The following is a 15,002-nucleotide window of genomic DNA, read 5'->3' on the forward strand; positions in this document are numbered from 1 at the left end:
TCCCTGATTTGTCGTTCTAAACGAACGACAAACCTTTCCCTCTCCCGCAAGCGGGCGAGGGGAATTGTGCAACTGCCACATAATACCGGTGTTTTCATCTTTATTCCTTTTATTATTTTTCGCCCAAACTCACCACATCAGGTAATTTGACTAATTGGTTAAGTAATAGCTCAATAGCTCGTTCGCTTTGTACTTTAACTTTTAGCTCAATAATGTTGTTTTCTGTTTGGGTTTGGAGTGTGATCACTTCAAAGCCACGATGGCGAATCACACGTAATAAACGTTCTAAAATTTCTGGGCGTTTGTTGGCTTGAATAGTTAAATCATAAGTTTTCATTATTAGACCCCAATATCTTCTTCAATCATATCGCTATTACACGCATTCGGTGGCACAAGTGGCCATACATTTTCTTCATCAGGAATACAAACGTGTAGTAAATATGCGTTTTTCGCATTCAGTAAGCGGTTAATTGCATCGGATACTTGGCAAGCTTTTTCAATGCGTTCGCCAGCGATACCAAAAGCAGAAGCAAGTGTTACAAAATCAGGGTTATCATCTAAAATTGTTTGGCTATGACGCCCGTGGAAGAACAGTGATTGCCATTGTCGAACCATTCCTAAACGTTGGTTATCCAATAGTAAAATTTTGATCGGTAAATTCGCTCGTTTAATTGAACCAAACTCTTGAATGTTCATCATCAATGAGCCATCGCCTGTAATTAAGATAACAGGATCTTGTGGACGAGCTTTCGCAACCCCTACCGCAGCAGGCAAACCAAAGCCCATTGTGCCAAGCCCTGCCGAAGTTAAGTAATTTTCAGGGGCATAATGTTGCATATGCTGTGCCGACCACATTTGGTGCTGTCCAACATCAGTAGTAATCACTGCATTGTGTGGTTTACGCTGAGAAAGTGTATGCACCAATGCCCAAGGATCAATTTCTTTATCGCCACTATTTTCAATATAACGGAAATCAAAATCTGCTTTTAAACGGCGAATATCTTCACGCCAAGACTCAATATCTAGCGGTTGGCTTAGTGCATTTACCGCTTCAATCAGATCACCTTGTAGAGCAACAGTCGCTCGGCGTAATTTGTTAATCTCCGCTACATCAATATCAGCGTGGATCACTTTGGCATTGGGTGCAAAAGTATCAAGTTTGCCTGTTACTCGGTCATCAAATCTCGCACCGAATGCAATAAGCAAATCGCTCTCTTGTACGGCATAGTTAGCGGCTTTTGTGCCGTGCATTCCCAACATTCCCATATAAAGTGGGTGTTGTGGTGGAATAGTGCCTAATCCTTTTAGAGTAGAAACAGACGGAATATTGGTAATTTCTAGGAAGTTTCTCACCGCTTCTACTGCTCCAGCCATTCCTACACCACCACCAACATATAATATTGGGCGTTTAGCTTCGGCTAAGAGGACTTTAGCTTGTGCTAAAGCGGTAGGATCTTGCGAATTATTTGCAAGTTTTGGATAAACAATCGGTTTAGCAGAGGTTGGGGCAAACTGTACGTCTTTTGGAATATCGACTAGCACTGGGCCTGGGCGACCACTTTGAGCAATTTGGAATGCTTTAGCTAATACTTCAGGTAATTCATCAATATTTTGTACAATAAAACTATGTTTAGTACAGGCTAAAGATAGCCCTAATACATCAATTTCTTGGAACGCATCAGTGCCAATAAAAGAAGTTGCAACTTGTCCTGTGATTGCCACAATAGGAATTGAATCCAATAATGCATCAGCCAACCCTGTAATTAAATTAGTTGCCCCAGGGCCTGATGTGGCAATACAAACACCCGTTTTCCCTGTTGAGCGAGCATAACCAATTGCGGCAATTGCAGCTCCTTGTTCATTACGACAGAGTAAGTGATCTAAACCTGAATCATAAATTGCATCATAAACAGGCATTATTGCCCCACCTGGATAACCAAAAATGGTAGTTACACCGTGAGCTTTTAAGCTTTCTACGACTAAATTTGAGCCATTCATTAAATGTTGTGTCCTAAATTTTTTTATGCGAATGAAAGTGTTATTGATAACATAGATTAGCTTAATTTTGAACAGCTTAGCGAAAATTTGCTGAAAAAAGTTGAAAAAAATAAAATCAACACAATCTATTCGCTCAATTGAGTAAGGAGAAGACTATGCCTATTTTGTTATTTTTTGTCGGACTATTTTTATATATCTATTGTGAAATCTCATTATTGGTTGCGGTAGGTTCATCAATTGGCGTATTGCCCTTGATTTTATTGATGATTGCCATTTCTGCACTAGGACTGTGGGTGATTAAATTACGCGGTATGATGACAGTATTAAGTATCCGCCAACAAATTGCTCAAGGGCAAATCCCCACTCAAGCGGTGATTTCTTCACTCTTTTTTGCAATTGCAGGCGTATTGCTTTTAATTCCTGGCTTTCTAAGTGATATTTTAGCATTATTGCTACTCTTACCGATAACAAGAACACTCTTACAGGGGCTTGTGTTTAAACTTGTTACCAACAAAGTTCCTTTTCATTTTTCGGGTTCGTTCCATTCACGCCAACAAAGCACACATAACGACAGCAATACTTTCGATGCCGAATTTGAACGCAAAGCAGATGAAGATAAGTGGATTAAGTAGGCATAACGCCTATAAATGATGTAAAACGACTCTCTTCCCTTGATGTTCGATCAACTCGGCATCAAGGGAAAATATTTCTCGCAAATTGGTCGTTGTTAGAATTTCATCAGGTGTACCAACCAGTTTTATTTGCCCCTCTTTCATTGCCACAATCGTATCCGCATAGGCTGCCGCCATATTGATATCGTGAACCACCATTATCGTTGTTAAATTCAGCTCATCGGTTAATTTACGCAACAAACGCATTAGCTCTCGAGCGTGAAACATATCTAAATTATTTAATGGTTCATCTAATAAAATATGCTGAGTTTGTTGGCAAAATGTCATTGCAATCAAAGCCCTTTGACGTTGCCCACCTGATAATTCACTTAAAAACCGTTGCGAAAAATCTTGTAATTCAAAGCGTTTAAGAGCTTGCTCAATAATAACGTTATCTTGCTCTGTTGGTCGCCCTTGATGGTGCGGATAACGCCCAAACATCAATAAATCTCGTACGCTAATTCGGCTGTGAATGGCATTATCTTGGGTTAAAATCGCAAGATGTTTGGCAATTTCTCTTGATGATGTTTTATGAATCTCTTTTTCATCAAGCCAGATTTGCCCTTGCTGTAATGGCATTAAACGAGCAATCAATGATAATAATGTTGATTTTCCAGCCCCATTAGGCCCAACTAATGCCGTAATACCGCCATTTTGAATAGTTAAATCTACATTGCGTAAAATAGCTGAATTACCAATGTGATGATTAACTTGGCTAATTTTAATCATACTCTATCCTTGTTTTCGTTGGCGATACATTAGCCCAATAAAAACTAACCCACCAATAAATTCAATTACTGCACTTAATACACCTTGCAAACCAAGTACTTGCTCAAAAACGACTTGTCCTAGAATGAGCGTAATCGCAGAAATAAGAAAGACCGCAGGAATACGCACAGAGTGGTACATTGTGCGTGTAATTGCATTCACAATCGCACAAACTAATAACCCCAAAAAGAGAATAGGACCAACTAATGCCGTAGAAACAGATACTAATATGGCACTACAAATCAGTAATTGGCGAGAAAAGCGGTGATATTCTATACCTAAACTGATGGCTGTGGATTTACCGAGCAGTAATACATCAAGTCGATGACGCTGTTTCCAGATCCAAATCGCACTCACGATCGCAAGCACAATACCAATCCATAATACATCAGAATTTACCGTATTAAATTGAGCAAAATAAGAGCCTTGTGCAACAGCAAATTCTGTTGGATCAATCATTCGTTGGAGCAAATTAGTTAGACTTCTAAATAGCATTCCAAAAATCACGCCGACTAAAATCATTTTGGTTAAATCAACATTCTCTTTGGTCAATGTTCTAAACAATAGTAATGCTCCGCTAACCATCAGCAATGTTTCAAACAAAAATTTGCCACTCTGGTCAAGTTGCGTAAAGCCAATTCCCCCAAAGAAAAAGATCAATAAGCTCTGTACTAAAATATACAGAGCATCAAATCCTAATATACTCGGAGTAAGAATCGGATTGTGGGTTAGTGTTTGAAACAGCAAAGTGGAAACGCCTATGGTATAACCAATGGTGATCAGTAACAGTAATTTCTCACTACGAAAAGCTAAGACAAAATCCCATTGTCCACGAGCATTATAGGTCATAAATAAACAAGCAGATGCTACAAATAGTAACGATAATAGTGGCAGTAAACGTTTAGCTTGCATTACGCTTCCCCTTAAACAATAGGTAAAGGAAAAGTACCGTACCTATAATGCCGAAAATCGTTGAAATAGGAACTTCATAAGGTGCGTTAATCGTACGTCCAATAATGTCGCAAATCAGCACCAAATTTGCCCCCATTAGGGCGACAGAAGGTAAATTATGGCGTAATCGATCCCCTGCTAAACGAGAAACAATATTTGGTACAACCAATCCAATAAAAGGAATTTGTCCAACTGTAACTACTACGACTGCAGTAATCATTGCCACAACAACTAGAGCTAACCACGTCATTTGACGGTAATTTACCCCCAAGCTAGTACTAATATGCTGCCCCAGCCCTGCAATACTCAGCTGATCTGCCATAATATAGATTACGATTGCTAAAATTGCCGTTAGCCACAATAATTCATAGCGACCAGATAAAATGCCTGAAAAATCCCCTGTAAACCAAACAGAAATAAGTTGTAAACTGTCCGTTTGATAAGCAACAAAGGTTGTGCCTGCTTCAATTACGTTACCAAATACAATACCAACAAGAGGAATCATTAACTGTTGATGGGGCGGTAAACTGCGTAATAGCCCCATAAAAATAGCCATTCCGATTAAGGCTGTTAGCGTGGCTACTGACATTTTGACCATTAACGATGTAGCAGGGAATAGCAAGCTGACAATCAAAATCCCAACTGCAGCACTTTGAGTTGCTCCAATCATACTCGGTTCAAGAAAACGGTTTTTCAACACAATCTGTAATACCATTCCAGCAATGCCAAGTGTTGCACCAACCAGTAAGACTGCAAGTGTTCTAGGTAAGCGACTGATAAGCAGTAATTGCATTTGTGCAGGATCAGAAAAGAGTTGCGACCAATTAAAATCCGCAACCCCAGCCATCATACTGATGACACAAAGCACTAATAGCAATAGAAAATTAAGACGATTAAGTGAAAACATAATCAAATAATAGAAACAAGCGGTAAGATCTTCACATTTTTTTGCAAAAAATTGCCACAATCTTACCGCTTGTATTGAGGATTATCTCTTCTCAAATGCGTTTTTGATAGTGGTTAAGTCCATTTTAATTTGTTCAAAACCACCTGGAGCAAGATAAGATGCACTACTTAAATAAACGATTTGATTGTTTTTCCACGCTTTTGTTTGGTGAACAAGCTCGTTATCTAATACTTCTTTTGCTGACTTACCTTCTTGACCAATGGCTGAAATACGATCTAATACAAACAACCAATCTGGATTTAATTTTTGAATCAATTCAAAGGAAATAGGCTGCCCGTGTCCCGCACCTTTGATTGTTTCATCTGCTAAAGGAACACCTAAATCATTATGAATCCAACTTAAACGATAACCCGTTCCGAATGCAGAAATTTTACCGCCATTTACTAAAATGATTAAACCATTGCCTTTTCCCTTCACGGCTTGTTGTGTTTCGGCAAATAAAGTATTGATTTCATTTGTTAATTTTTCAGCTTCTGATTGTTTTCCAAATAACTTACCAAAACTCTCAATACGTTTTAACGCACTCTCAATGAGTTTATCGCCATTATCAGTCATATCAATAGTAGGAGCTAATTTACGCACATCATCGTATTTTTTCGCCGTACGAGTACCCACGATAATTAAATCTGGTTTTAGCTCATTTAATGCTTCTAAGTTGGGTTCAAACAACGTACCAACAGGTTTTGCTTGCTCAAAAGTTGGTTTAAGATAGGTTAAAGCTTTTACTGCATCTGGTGCACCATCAATCTTAACACCTAATGCTTGAAGTGTATCTAAACTTCCTGTATCAAATACAGCAATTTTCGTAGGATTAGCTTTTAAAGTTACTTCGCCACGAGCGGTTGGAATAGTCACTTCATTCGCCCACGCACTCGTCATCAACGTTGCACATCCTAATGTGAACAATAATTTTTTTAACATATAAGCTCCTTCATAAAATTGAGAATTGTTATCACATATTCTACATAAATTTCACTATTTGTGTAGCGAATTATTTGTTGAAAAACATTTTGGATTATTCAATAAAGCAACCAAACCATCAGTAATAATATTCTTCCACGCTAAATAACCGTGTGCTGTTGAGTATTCTCGGTAAGTGATCGGATAGCCTTTTGCAAGCAATACGTCTTTTAAATGTCGTGATGTTTGTAAAATTTCCGATCTGCCACTTTCAAAATAGCCCGCACTCATAAAAAAGCAGATGGGTAGTTTATTCTGCTTAATATACTCGCTGGCAATAAAATGGCTATCTTCACCCTTTGTATCTTTAGGGTGCCACCAAAAAGAGCCTGACATAATTAACGCATTAGAAAATATATTAGAATGTTGTAACGCTACATAAGCAGCCGCTAACCCTCCATAACTAGCTCCTGCAATAATCCTGTTGCTAGCCTGAATATGAGCAGATTTCTCAATAAAAGGAACTAGCTCTTGAACTAATACGTTCGCAAAAATAGAGTTAGGAGGTAGTTCACTTGCTCTCGCTTGGCTTGATGGATTTTCAATAAAAACCACTGTAATAGGTGGAATCACCTTCTCTGCGATCATATTATCCAATATTGTAGGTAATGGCACTTGTGTGTGAAACTCCACGCCATCAAAGAGATACAATACTGGGTAAGATTGATTTTGTTGGAAACCTACTGGGGTATAAACAAATAAGCGGCGTTTATTACCTAAAGTGCTACTTTCAAATTCAAAGGTAGCCAATTTACCTTGGGGATAGCGTTCCATTTTTTCATATTGAGATTTAGGTGCTTTCGGTAAAATTAGTTGTGAAACATAATTGTACTTATCCGTATTATTGATGTTGCCATCTTTCTCATTGAAATAAGGAAAATGATTGAAAGGATCCGCCTGTGCGGTAGATAAAATGGCTCTGCGTTGTTCCATACTTGGTAACGATAAGATCGGAACATCAGGGGCTAATCGGTAGCTAACGTGGGTATCATTTGGAACTTCATAGCTTCTATACCAAATATCTGTATTAGGTATATGTTGCATTAAGTCGTGATCAGTAGTCGGCCCGCCAAAAATACGTACATTATGTTTCGCCCCTCGCCATAAAAAAGTTACTCGGCTCATTTTCTGATCTAACGGCTCGATCAATGGTGTTCCTTGCTCTTTCACCGTTTCCCAAAATTGCTCCAATAAATGTCCCTGTTGTTCGGGAGATTGTTTTAACGCTAAAACAAGCTCTTGGAGTAATACATTATCGTATTTATCTTTTAAATGATTTTGTTGCTCACGAGGAATATGCTGTAAAATTTTTAAGCTAACATCAGTATCCGTTAAGGGTTTAATATGACCTTTTACGATAAATTTGCCCACACCAGATGTTTCAGCTTTAAACATAAACTCTTGTTTATCAAAAATATTTTTTAATAGCTGTCTTTGGCTATGATCAGCAAATTCAATGAATAAATCAGCACTGTTTTGTTGATTATTTAATAGAGTTAATTCACCTTTAACAAAATCACCTTCAACTAACTGAATTTCAGTATGCGTTGTGGCAACAAGTGAAGATGATATGATCATTGTGAATAAACAAGCGGTAAGATTCTTCATATTTTTACAATTATACTTGGGCGATAAAATCGCCCAAATTCAAGTTAGCTTATCCTTAAAAACGATAGTTTGTCGTTAAACTTACTAAACGTTCTTTACCATAAAAGCAGGCAGTTAAATTAGCACAACTGCTGACATATTCTTTATTGGTTAAGTTTTGAACGTTAAGTTGCATATCCATATTCACATTAAATTTTGGTAAGAAGTCATACTGAAGAGCAACATCGTACAACGTAAAGTGTGGAACTCGGAAATTATTCGTATTACTGCCCCAAGTCGTACCAAAATAACGCACACCGCCTGCAATACCAACGCCATTCAACATACCATTTTTAATGCTATATTTTGCCCATAATGATGCTTGATGACGAGGAATTCCCCAAGGGGTTTTACCAATAGTTTGGCTATCTGGTGCTTGTTTGATTGTTTTATTGATATACGCATAAGTTGCCAATAATGCGATTTCATCGGTTAATTGTGCAGAAAGATTTGCTTCTACCCCTTTAGTTTTCACTTTACCAACTTGCTTTGCAATACGTGTTGTATCAAATTCAACTAAATCACGTTGGTTAATTTCAAAGCCAGCTAATGTTAAGAACAATTTCTCATTAGGTTGATATTTAACCCCAGCTTCCCATTGAGCCGCTTTTGTCGGTTTTAAAACCTTATCTTTTTCATCCACTTCTGTTGTCGGTAAAAATGATGTACTGTAACTCACATAAGGTGCAAATCCATTATCAAAATTATAAATTGCTCCTGTACGCCAAGTAAATTGATGGTTCTGATTGTCTTTTTGCTGATCTTTAACTAAATCAACGACTTTTGTTTTAGCTTTATCAAAACGTCCACCTAACATAATATCAAGGTTACCGATTTCAACTTGATCTTGTGCGTATAACCCCAATTGCCCCGTACTTTGAACTAAATGACGTTGTACATTTAGGTTCCCAACATTCACACCATATTTAGGATTTTGCCAATCAATTGATGGAGCATTTCTATTAAACTTAACAACAGAATCATCGTGAGCATAACGATAATCAACACCTGTTAATAGTGTATGTTTAGTTTTACCTAGGCTAAATTTGCTTTCTAGCTGGTTATCAATACCAAATTCATTTTTTTGCTCTTCCCAAGCTCTTGCCATTCGTGTTAATTCCGATAGCTTATTTGGTCTTGCTGATAACACAACTAAATTCTTAAACTCTTCTTTAGAACGGCTGTAACGAATATTCTGGCGGAAAGATAAATTTTCATTAAATTGATGACTTAATTGAGAACCTAAATGCACCTGCTCCGTTGATAAGTGATGGAAATTTGGATCACTTGGGAAAAAATCATAAGGTATTTTCTTTCCGTCCACGCTGGTAATTAACCCTTGGCTTACCAAGAAATTACGATCTCCTGCTTTAGGTTGTTTCGCAAAATATCCATATAATTCCCATTTAGTGCTATCGGTTGGTTGCCAAGCTAATGATGGAGCAATCGCACCACCTTGCTCTTTTACATATCTTTCTTTCCAATTCGTTTTCTCAAACTGCCCAATCACACGCCCTGATAATGTTTCTGACAATTTATAATCTAAATCCAGACCAACTTGATAACGATGGTTTGAACCTAATACAAACTGCAATTCTCCAAGGTTTTTGCCCGTTGCTTTTTTCGTTACTAGATCCATTACACCACCAGGATTAGCTTGACCATACAATACGGAGTTAGGCCCTTTGACAATATCAATACGCTCTAAGAAGAATGGTTTAATAGCATAATCCGCTTTATAACTTATACCATTAAGATATGTTGGCACAGTACCACCACTACTGTTATTTTTACTACCAATTCCGCGAATTGTAATTTCCATTTGCTGATTAGAACCACGATAATTACTAATAATGCCACTATGGTAGTTAAGAGCATCAATTACGTGATCAACACCTTGATCTTTCATCAATTTATTAGATACCACTTCAACACTCATCGGTGTTCTCATTAACGCAGTAACACTCTTAGTTCCACTCAATGATTGAGTTGGCGAGTAACCCGTTGCTAAAGTTTCCGTATCTGCATTTACATCAATTACTTTTAGATGTTGGGTATCTGCAACCCCAATTGATGAAAATAATGCCAAGCTAATCAATGAAAGACGAAAATCAGGTTTTAACATATAATTCTCCATAATAAATAAGAATAATTATCAACTATAAATTATTATGGCATTATTTACTTTACAAAACCTTTGAGAAAAAATATTTAATCCTATGAAAAAGCAAATTTAATTCGTTATATCGCAACTTTTTACAAAAAAATCATACAATCAAACCGCTTAATAAAATGACAGGATATCAGGTGAAACAGCATAAAATTCAGTTAGAAAACCAATACCCATCCATTTCAGGGAATATCACGATTAACTATTTTCGCTCTGGGCTGCGAGCAAAATACTCTGATATCGAAATATTATCTCCAACATCAGAAATTTCTGGAGGGATTTTTACTGCCGACTTACGTTTAGTGATTACTTTAACGGGTGTTTCAAAAATCCAGTTTGAAAATGGTGTTTTTAGGCAGGATGCTACTAGCCACCCTAAAGCAGCATTTTTATCTATCGCACAAGATGAACAAGGCTGGAAACATTTCTCAGAATGTACAAAACAGTCCGAGTTTGTTGTTTTTATTAGTAGAAAATGGTTAATGGACAATGGTTTTCTCGATAATGAAGACTATATCTCGTTGCAGCGTCTTAGCCAGCAACATCTAACCACTTTCCCTATTCTTGCTAATCAACGTATTTTAACATTGGTTAAGCAATTAAAATCAGAAAGTGTTATTGATATTCCAACCATTCTGGAAAAAGAAAGCTTGCTTTTAGCCTTACTATCAGAAAGCTTTGCACAACTTTTTATGACAGTAAAACAGAATGAACTTCAATATATTCAAACCTTTACAAAACAATTAGAAAGTGGAGAATTTGATACTTACTCTTTAGCCCAAATTGCAAAAACGCTACATACAAATGTAACGACATTACAACGTGATTTTAAGCAAATTCATCATATTAGTATCGGAGCTTACCTTCGCCGACATAAGTTAGAGCTTGCCTATAATGCTCTATTACAAGGAGCATCTGTTACTATGGCGGCTGAAATTGCTGGTTATACCAACCCTGATAACTTCAGTACTGCTTTCCGCAGACAGTTCTCAGTCTCCCCCCGTTATGTAAAACAAGAGCGACTACAAGCTTTAGCAATTTTATAGCTATATTTTATTTATTACACCTAAGATTCAACTAAAACTCTTACGAAAATAGTAATGAAATTTAGGGTTAGTCCAATGTAGGGAGTTACATCATTAATTCTTATATGTCAGCTATACCTGCAAAATTTGCAGAGAGTAGCAAAGCAAGATCTTGCGGAGCAAGCTCTACATCTAAGCCTCGTTTGCCACCTGACACAAAAATAGTTGGATAATTATTCGCCGATTCGTCAATCACCGTTGCTAAACGTTTTTTCTGCCCTAATGGGCTAATGCCGCCCAGTAAATATCCTGTTGTTTTCTGGGCAATATCTTTATCTGCCATTTCCACTTTTTTCACACCAAGTGCCTGAGCTGCACGCTTGAGATTGAGCATTTTTGATACTGGCACAACCATTACGACGAGTTTTTTCTGATCCCCATTTTCTGCCACCAACAAAGTTTTAAAGACTTGATCGGGGTTAAGCCCTAATTTTTCCACGACTTCTTGTCCAAAATTCGTGTTATTTGGGTCGTGTTCGTAAGGGTGAAGCGTAAAAGGGATTTTTTGCTTTTTGAGTAAATTTATCGCTGGAGTCATTCTGTTTTCCTAAGTTGCACTGTTTTCCTAATATTCACTGTTTTTCATTCGCAAAAAAGTGAAATCAAGGTAGAATTAGCCTTTATTTTGAAGGGAGATAGCCAGAATGGCAAATATTCAATTAGCAATTGCGGCAGATTTTTTATTAGCGGAAAAATTATTAGAGATTTTAGAACAGAGTGAGCTTGCTATTGAGCGTATTAGTGCAGTTGAACTAGAAAGTTTCGGCGAAGAACATTCACTACGTTTAGGCAGTAAAGCGGTTGAGCAGATCCCATTAGAAGAAGTTGATTGGTCACAGTTCAGCCACGTTTTATTTGCAGGTAAAATGGCACAAGCAGAACAACTGGCTCAAGCTGTACAAGCAGGTTGTACGGTACTGGATTTATATGGTATTACCGCGTTAATTGGTAATGTGCCTGTTATTGTGCCAAGCATAAATGATGAGATGATAGCGAATGTGCGTGAACGAAATATTGTTGCTTTGGCAAATCCGCAAATCACACAGTTAGCACTTGCAATCAAGCCGTTGTTACAGCAACCTATCCAACATATTTTTGTGAGTTCATTACTACCGTCTGCCTACTTTGGCGATGAGAAAGTACGAGAATTAGCAGGACAAACCGCACAATTGCTTAATGGCATTCCCCTTGATGATGAAAAACCAAGAGTTGCTTTTGACGCAGTGCCAGCGAATGTACAAGGTGATGAGAGCAAATTACCGTTTTCAAGAGCTTTTGAATTGCAACTTGCAAAAGTATTACCAAATCTCACCGCTTCTGTGACTTTCCATTCCGTTCAAGTACCTGTCTTTTACGGTATTTCACAAATGGTGAGCATTCAGTCTGACTATCCACTAAATGCCGATGAACTAAGCCAAGAATGGCAACAACAATCTTGGGTAAACTTCAATCAAGAGAAAGTCATTACAGCGGTTAAAAATGGTGAGCAAAGCGAGGAAAATGAAGAAAACATTCTGCAAATAAGCCAATTACTCTCGAAAAATGAGCATAGCTTACAGTTCTGGAGCGTGGCTGATGAACAGCGTTTTAGTCTAGCATTTTTAAGTGTGGAATTACTTAAAGGTGTTTTAGATTACGCATAGCTTAAATATGCAGAGATAATGAAGGGGCTATTGTTTGTTTTTTCCCCTTCAGTTCTTTAAAATGCACCGTTTTTTACTTTACTTTCTAGGATCATTATGTTTGACAAACTTTTCCAAATTAAGCAAAAAGGGAGCTCTGTAAAAACAGAGATTGTGGCTGGGATCACTACCTTTTTCACAATGGTTTACATTGTTTTCGTAAACCCATCTATTCTAGGTGTCGCAGGAATGGATACCCAAGTCGTATTCGTGACTACCTGTCTAATTGCAGCTTTCGGCACTATCGCAATGGGCTTGTTTAGTAATCTACCGATTGCCCTTGCACCTGCAATGGGGCTAAATGCTTTTTTTGCCTTTGTTGTGGTACAAAAATTAGGTTTCTCTTGGCAAACAGGTATGGGAGCGATCTTCTGGGGATCTGTTGGTTTATTCCTTTTAACGGTACTACAAGTTCGCTACTGGTTTATGTCTGCAATTCCGCTTGGATTGCGTGTCGGTATTGGTGCAGGTATCGGGCTATTTATTGCACTTATCGGATTTAAAAATATGGGCTTAGTCGTGGCAAATCCAGCAACCCTAGTGGCTTTAGGAGAATTACACGATCCGAAAGTACTAATGGGGATTTTAGGTTTCTTCATTATTGTTATTCTCGCTGCTCGTGGCGTTTATTCTGGCGTATTGGTATCTATTGCAGTAATTACAGGATTAGCACTGATTTTTGACCCTGCGGTTACATTCAATGGTGTTATCTCATTCCCACCAAGTCTTGATGCTGTTGTCGGGCAAGTCGATGTTGCAGGCGCGTTAGATACAGCCTTACTTGGTATTATTTTCTCATTTATGTTAGTGAACCTATTTGACTCATCAGGTACATTGATTGCAGTAACCAACAAAGCTGGCTTTGCTGATGCACAAGGTCGTTTCCCGAAAATGAAACAAGCACTTTATGTTGATAGTGTCAGTGCGATGGCAGGTTCATATATGGGGACATCGGCAATTAGTACCTATATTGAAAGTGGCTCAGGCGTTTCAGTGGGTGGACGCACAGGTTTAACCGCAGTAGTGGTGGGTATTTTATTTCTACTTACTATTTTCTTTTCGCCTTTAGCAAGCCTTGTACCTGCTTATGCCACGGCTGGTGCATTAGTCTTTGTTGGGATTTTAATGGCATCAAGCCTGATTGAAGTGAAATGGGACGATCTCACTGAAGCAACACCTGCATTTATTACCACAGCGATGATGCCATTTACCTATTCTATTACAGAAGGTATTGCATTTGGTTTTATTAGCTATTGTGTAATGAAAATCTGCACTGGCAGACTAAAAGAGATAAATGCCCCTGTTGCAGTGGTTTCTTTACTCTTTATCGCGAAATTTGTTTGGGTAGGTTAATTCATTAACTTGCAATATTTTTCAACAATCTAACCGCTTGGAAATAATCCAATTAGGAACAACTTATGCAAAAGCTACTCTTTATTATCAACGCAGCCCCTTATGGTAATGAGACATTTTTTAGTGCATTACGTTTGGCGTTACAGATTCAAGAACAGCACCAAACACAACTTAAATTGTTTTTGATGTCTGATGCTGTTGTTGCTGGACTAGCCAAGCAAAATCCAACTGAAAGCTACCACGCTCAACAAATGTTAGAAATTCTGACTGCCCAAGGTGCAAGTGTTAAACTCTGCAAAACTTGTACAAATGCTCGTGGTATTACTGAATTGCCCCTAGCTGAAGGCGTAGAAATTGGTACTTTGGTTGAATTGGCGGATTGGACAATTGAAGCAGATAAAATCTTAAATTTTTAATGAGAGTATAAAATGACCACAAAACTAACACCTGATGAAGCGATAGATATTGCTTACGATATTTTCTTAGAAATGGCAGGAGAAAATCTTGATCCTGCGGACATTCTACTTTTCAATTTACAATTTGAAGAACGTGGAGCAGTTGAAATGGTGGAAACGAGTGACAACTGGGCAGATGAAATTGGTACCTTGATCGATCCTGATGCCTTTGCGGAAGTTTGGGTTGGCTTAATCAATGAACACGATGAAATGGACGATGTATTCGCTCGTTTCTTAATTTCTCACGAAGCCGAAAATCGTGAGTACCACGTCATTTGGAAAGAATAGGAGCAAA

General features: G+C 37.9%; 15 protein-coding genes. 6 read left to right on the forward strand and 9 right to left on the reverse strand.

Annotation, left to right across the window (positions count from 1 at the left end):
- Positions 1–112: 112 nt before the first annotated feature.
- Together ilvM and ilvG are read right to left on the reverse strand one after the other, a co-directional pair.
- Positions 113–337 (reverse strand): acetolactate synthase 2 small subunit, encoded by a 225-nt coding sequence (gene ilvM / locus ACWIW0_RS06120; RefSeq protein WP_454452628.1) that lies wholly within the window; start codon positions 335–337, stop codon positions 113–115.
- Positions 338–339: 2 nt separating this feature from the next.
- On the reverse strand, positions 340–1,998 hold the full coding sequence (ilvG, locus tag ACWIW0_RS06125) for an acetolactate synthase 2 catalytic subunit (RefSeq protein ID WP_454452629.1): 1,659 nt from the start codon (positions 1,996–1,998) through the stop codon (positions 340–342).
- A gap of 155 nt (positions 1,999–2,153) precedes the next feature.
- Between ilvG and ACWIW0_RS06130 the strand changes: the two genes are divergently transcribed.
- Positions 2,154–2,630 carry an FxsA family protein gene (locus ACWIW0_RS06130; protein WP_454452630.1) on the forward strand — a complete coding sequence of 159 codons (477 nt, stop codon included), beginning with the start codon at positions 2,154–2,156 and terminating at the stop codon, positions 2,628–2,630.
- A 9-nt stretch (positions 2,631–2,639) separates the two neighbouring features.
- On the opposite strand, the gene ACWIW0_RS06135 is transcribed toward ACWIW0_RS06130, so the two are convergent.
- From ACWIW0_RS06135 to ACWIW0_RS06160, 6 genes are all read right to left on the reverse strand, one after another.
- Positions 2,640–3,398 carry an iron ABC transporter ATP-binding protein gene (locus ACWIW0_RS06135; protein WP_454446665.1) on the reverse strand — a complete coding sequence of 253 codons (759 nt, stop codon included), beginning with the start codon at positions 3,396–3,398 and terminating at the stop codon, positions 2,640–2,642.
- Positions 3,399–3,401: 3 nt separating this feature from the next.
- Positions 3,402–4,349, reverse strand: coding sequence for an iron chelate uptake ABC transporter family permease subunit (locus tag ACWIW0_RS06140; RefSeq protein WP_454452631.1), 948 nt, complete (start codon positions 4,347–4,349; stop codon positions 3,402–3,404).
- Positions 4,339–5,295 carry an ABC transporter permease gene (locus ACWIW0_RS06145; RefSeq protein WP_454452632.1) on the reverse strand — a complete coding sequence of 319 codons (957 nt, stop codon included), beginning with the start codon at positions 5,293–5,295 and terminating at the stop codon, positions 4,339–4,341. The genes ACWIW0_RS06140 and ACWIW0_RS06145 overlap by 11 nt, the downstream gene beginning before the upstream one ends.
- 81 nt (positions 5,296–5,376) lie before the next feature.
- Complete coding sequence (locus ACWIW0_RS06150; RefSeq protein ID WP_454452633.1) at positions 5,377–6,276, reverse strand: siderophore ABC transporter substrate-binding protein; 900 nt, start codon at positions 6,274–6,276, stop codon at positions 5,377–5,379.
- 54 nt (positions 6,277–6,330) lie between these two features.
- Positions 6,331–7,923 carry an esterase family protein gene (locus tag ACWIW0_RS06155; RefSeq protein ID WP_454452634.1) on the reverse strand — a complete coding sequence of 531 codons (1,593 nt, stop codon included), beginning with the start codon at positions 7,921–7,923 and terminating at the stop codon, positions 6,331–6,333.
- A 55-nt stretch (positions 7,924–7,978) separates the two neighbouring features.
- Complete coding sequence (locus tag ACWIW0_RS06160) at positions 7,979–10,087, reverse strand: TonB-dependent siderophore receptor (RefSeq protein ID WP_454452635.1); 2,109 nt, start codon at positions 10,085–10,087, stop codon at positions 7,979–7,981.
- A 182-nt stretch (positions 10,088–10,269) separates the two neighbouring features.
- On the opposite strand from ACWIW0_RS06160, the gene ACWIW0_RS06165 reads away from it, so the two are divergent.
- Positions 10,270–11,178: a helix-turn-helix domain-containing protein gene (locus ACWIW0_RS06165; RefSeq protein WP_454452636.1), complete on the forward strand. Its 909-nt coding sequence runs from the start codon at positions 10,270–10,272 to the stop codon at positions 11,176–11,178.
- Positions 11,179–11,278: 100 nt separating this feature from the next.
- Here ACWIW0_RS06165 and ybaK read toward each other — a convergent pair whose 3' ends face one another.
- Positions 11,279–11,755, reverse strand: a complete 477-nt coding sequence (ybaK, locus tag ACWIW0_RS06170) for a Cys-tRNA(Pro)/Cys-tRNA(Cys) deacylase YbaK (protein ID WP_454452637.1) — start codon at positions 11,753–11,755, stop codon at positions 11,279–11,281.
- A 106-nt stretch (positions 11,756–11,861) separates the two neighbouring features.
- On the opposite strand from ybaK, the gene ACWIW0_RS06175 reads away from it, so the two are divergent.
- The 4 genes from ACWIW0_RS06175 (at position 11,862) to ACWIW0_RS06190 (ending at position 14,995) form a co-directional block, all read left to right on the forward strand.
- The gene (locus ACWIW0_RS06175; protein WP_454452638.1) at positions 11,862–12,860 is read left to right on the forward strand and encodes an oxidoreductase; all 999 of its coding nucleotides are present in this window, start codon (positions 11,862–11,864) and stop codon (positions 12,858–12,860) included.
- Between the two features lie 96 nt (positions 12,861–12,956).
- Positions 12,957–14,252 (forward strand): NCS2 family permease, encoded by a 1,296-nt coding sequence (locus ACWIW0_RS06180; RefSeq protein WP_454452639.1) that lies wholly within the window; start codon positions 12,957–12,959, stop codon positions 14,250–14,252.
- 65 nt (positions 14,253–14,317) lie between these two features.
- The gene (locus tag ACWIW0_RS06185; RefSeq protein ID WP_157394191.1) at positions 14,318–14,668 is read left to right on the forward strand and encodes a DsrE/DsrF/TusD sulfur relay family protein; all 351 of its coding nucleotides are present in this window, start codon (positions 14,318–14,320) and stop codon (positions 14,666–14,668) included.
- A gap of 12 nt (positions 14,669–14,680) precedes the next feature.
- Positions 14,681–14,995: an HI1450 family dsDNA-mimic protein gene (locus ACWIW0_RS06190; protein WP_157394192.1), complete on the forward strand. Its 315-nt coding sequence runs from the start codon at positions 14,681–14,683 to the stop codon at positions 14,993–14,995.
- The last annotated feature ends 7 nt before the right edge of the window (positions 14,996–15,002 follow it).

Source organism: Ursidibacter sp. B-7004-1, from assembly GCF_053654055.1.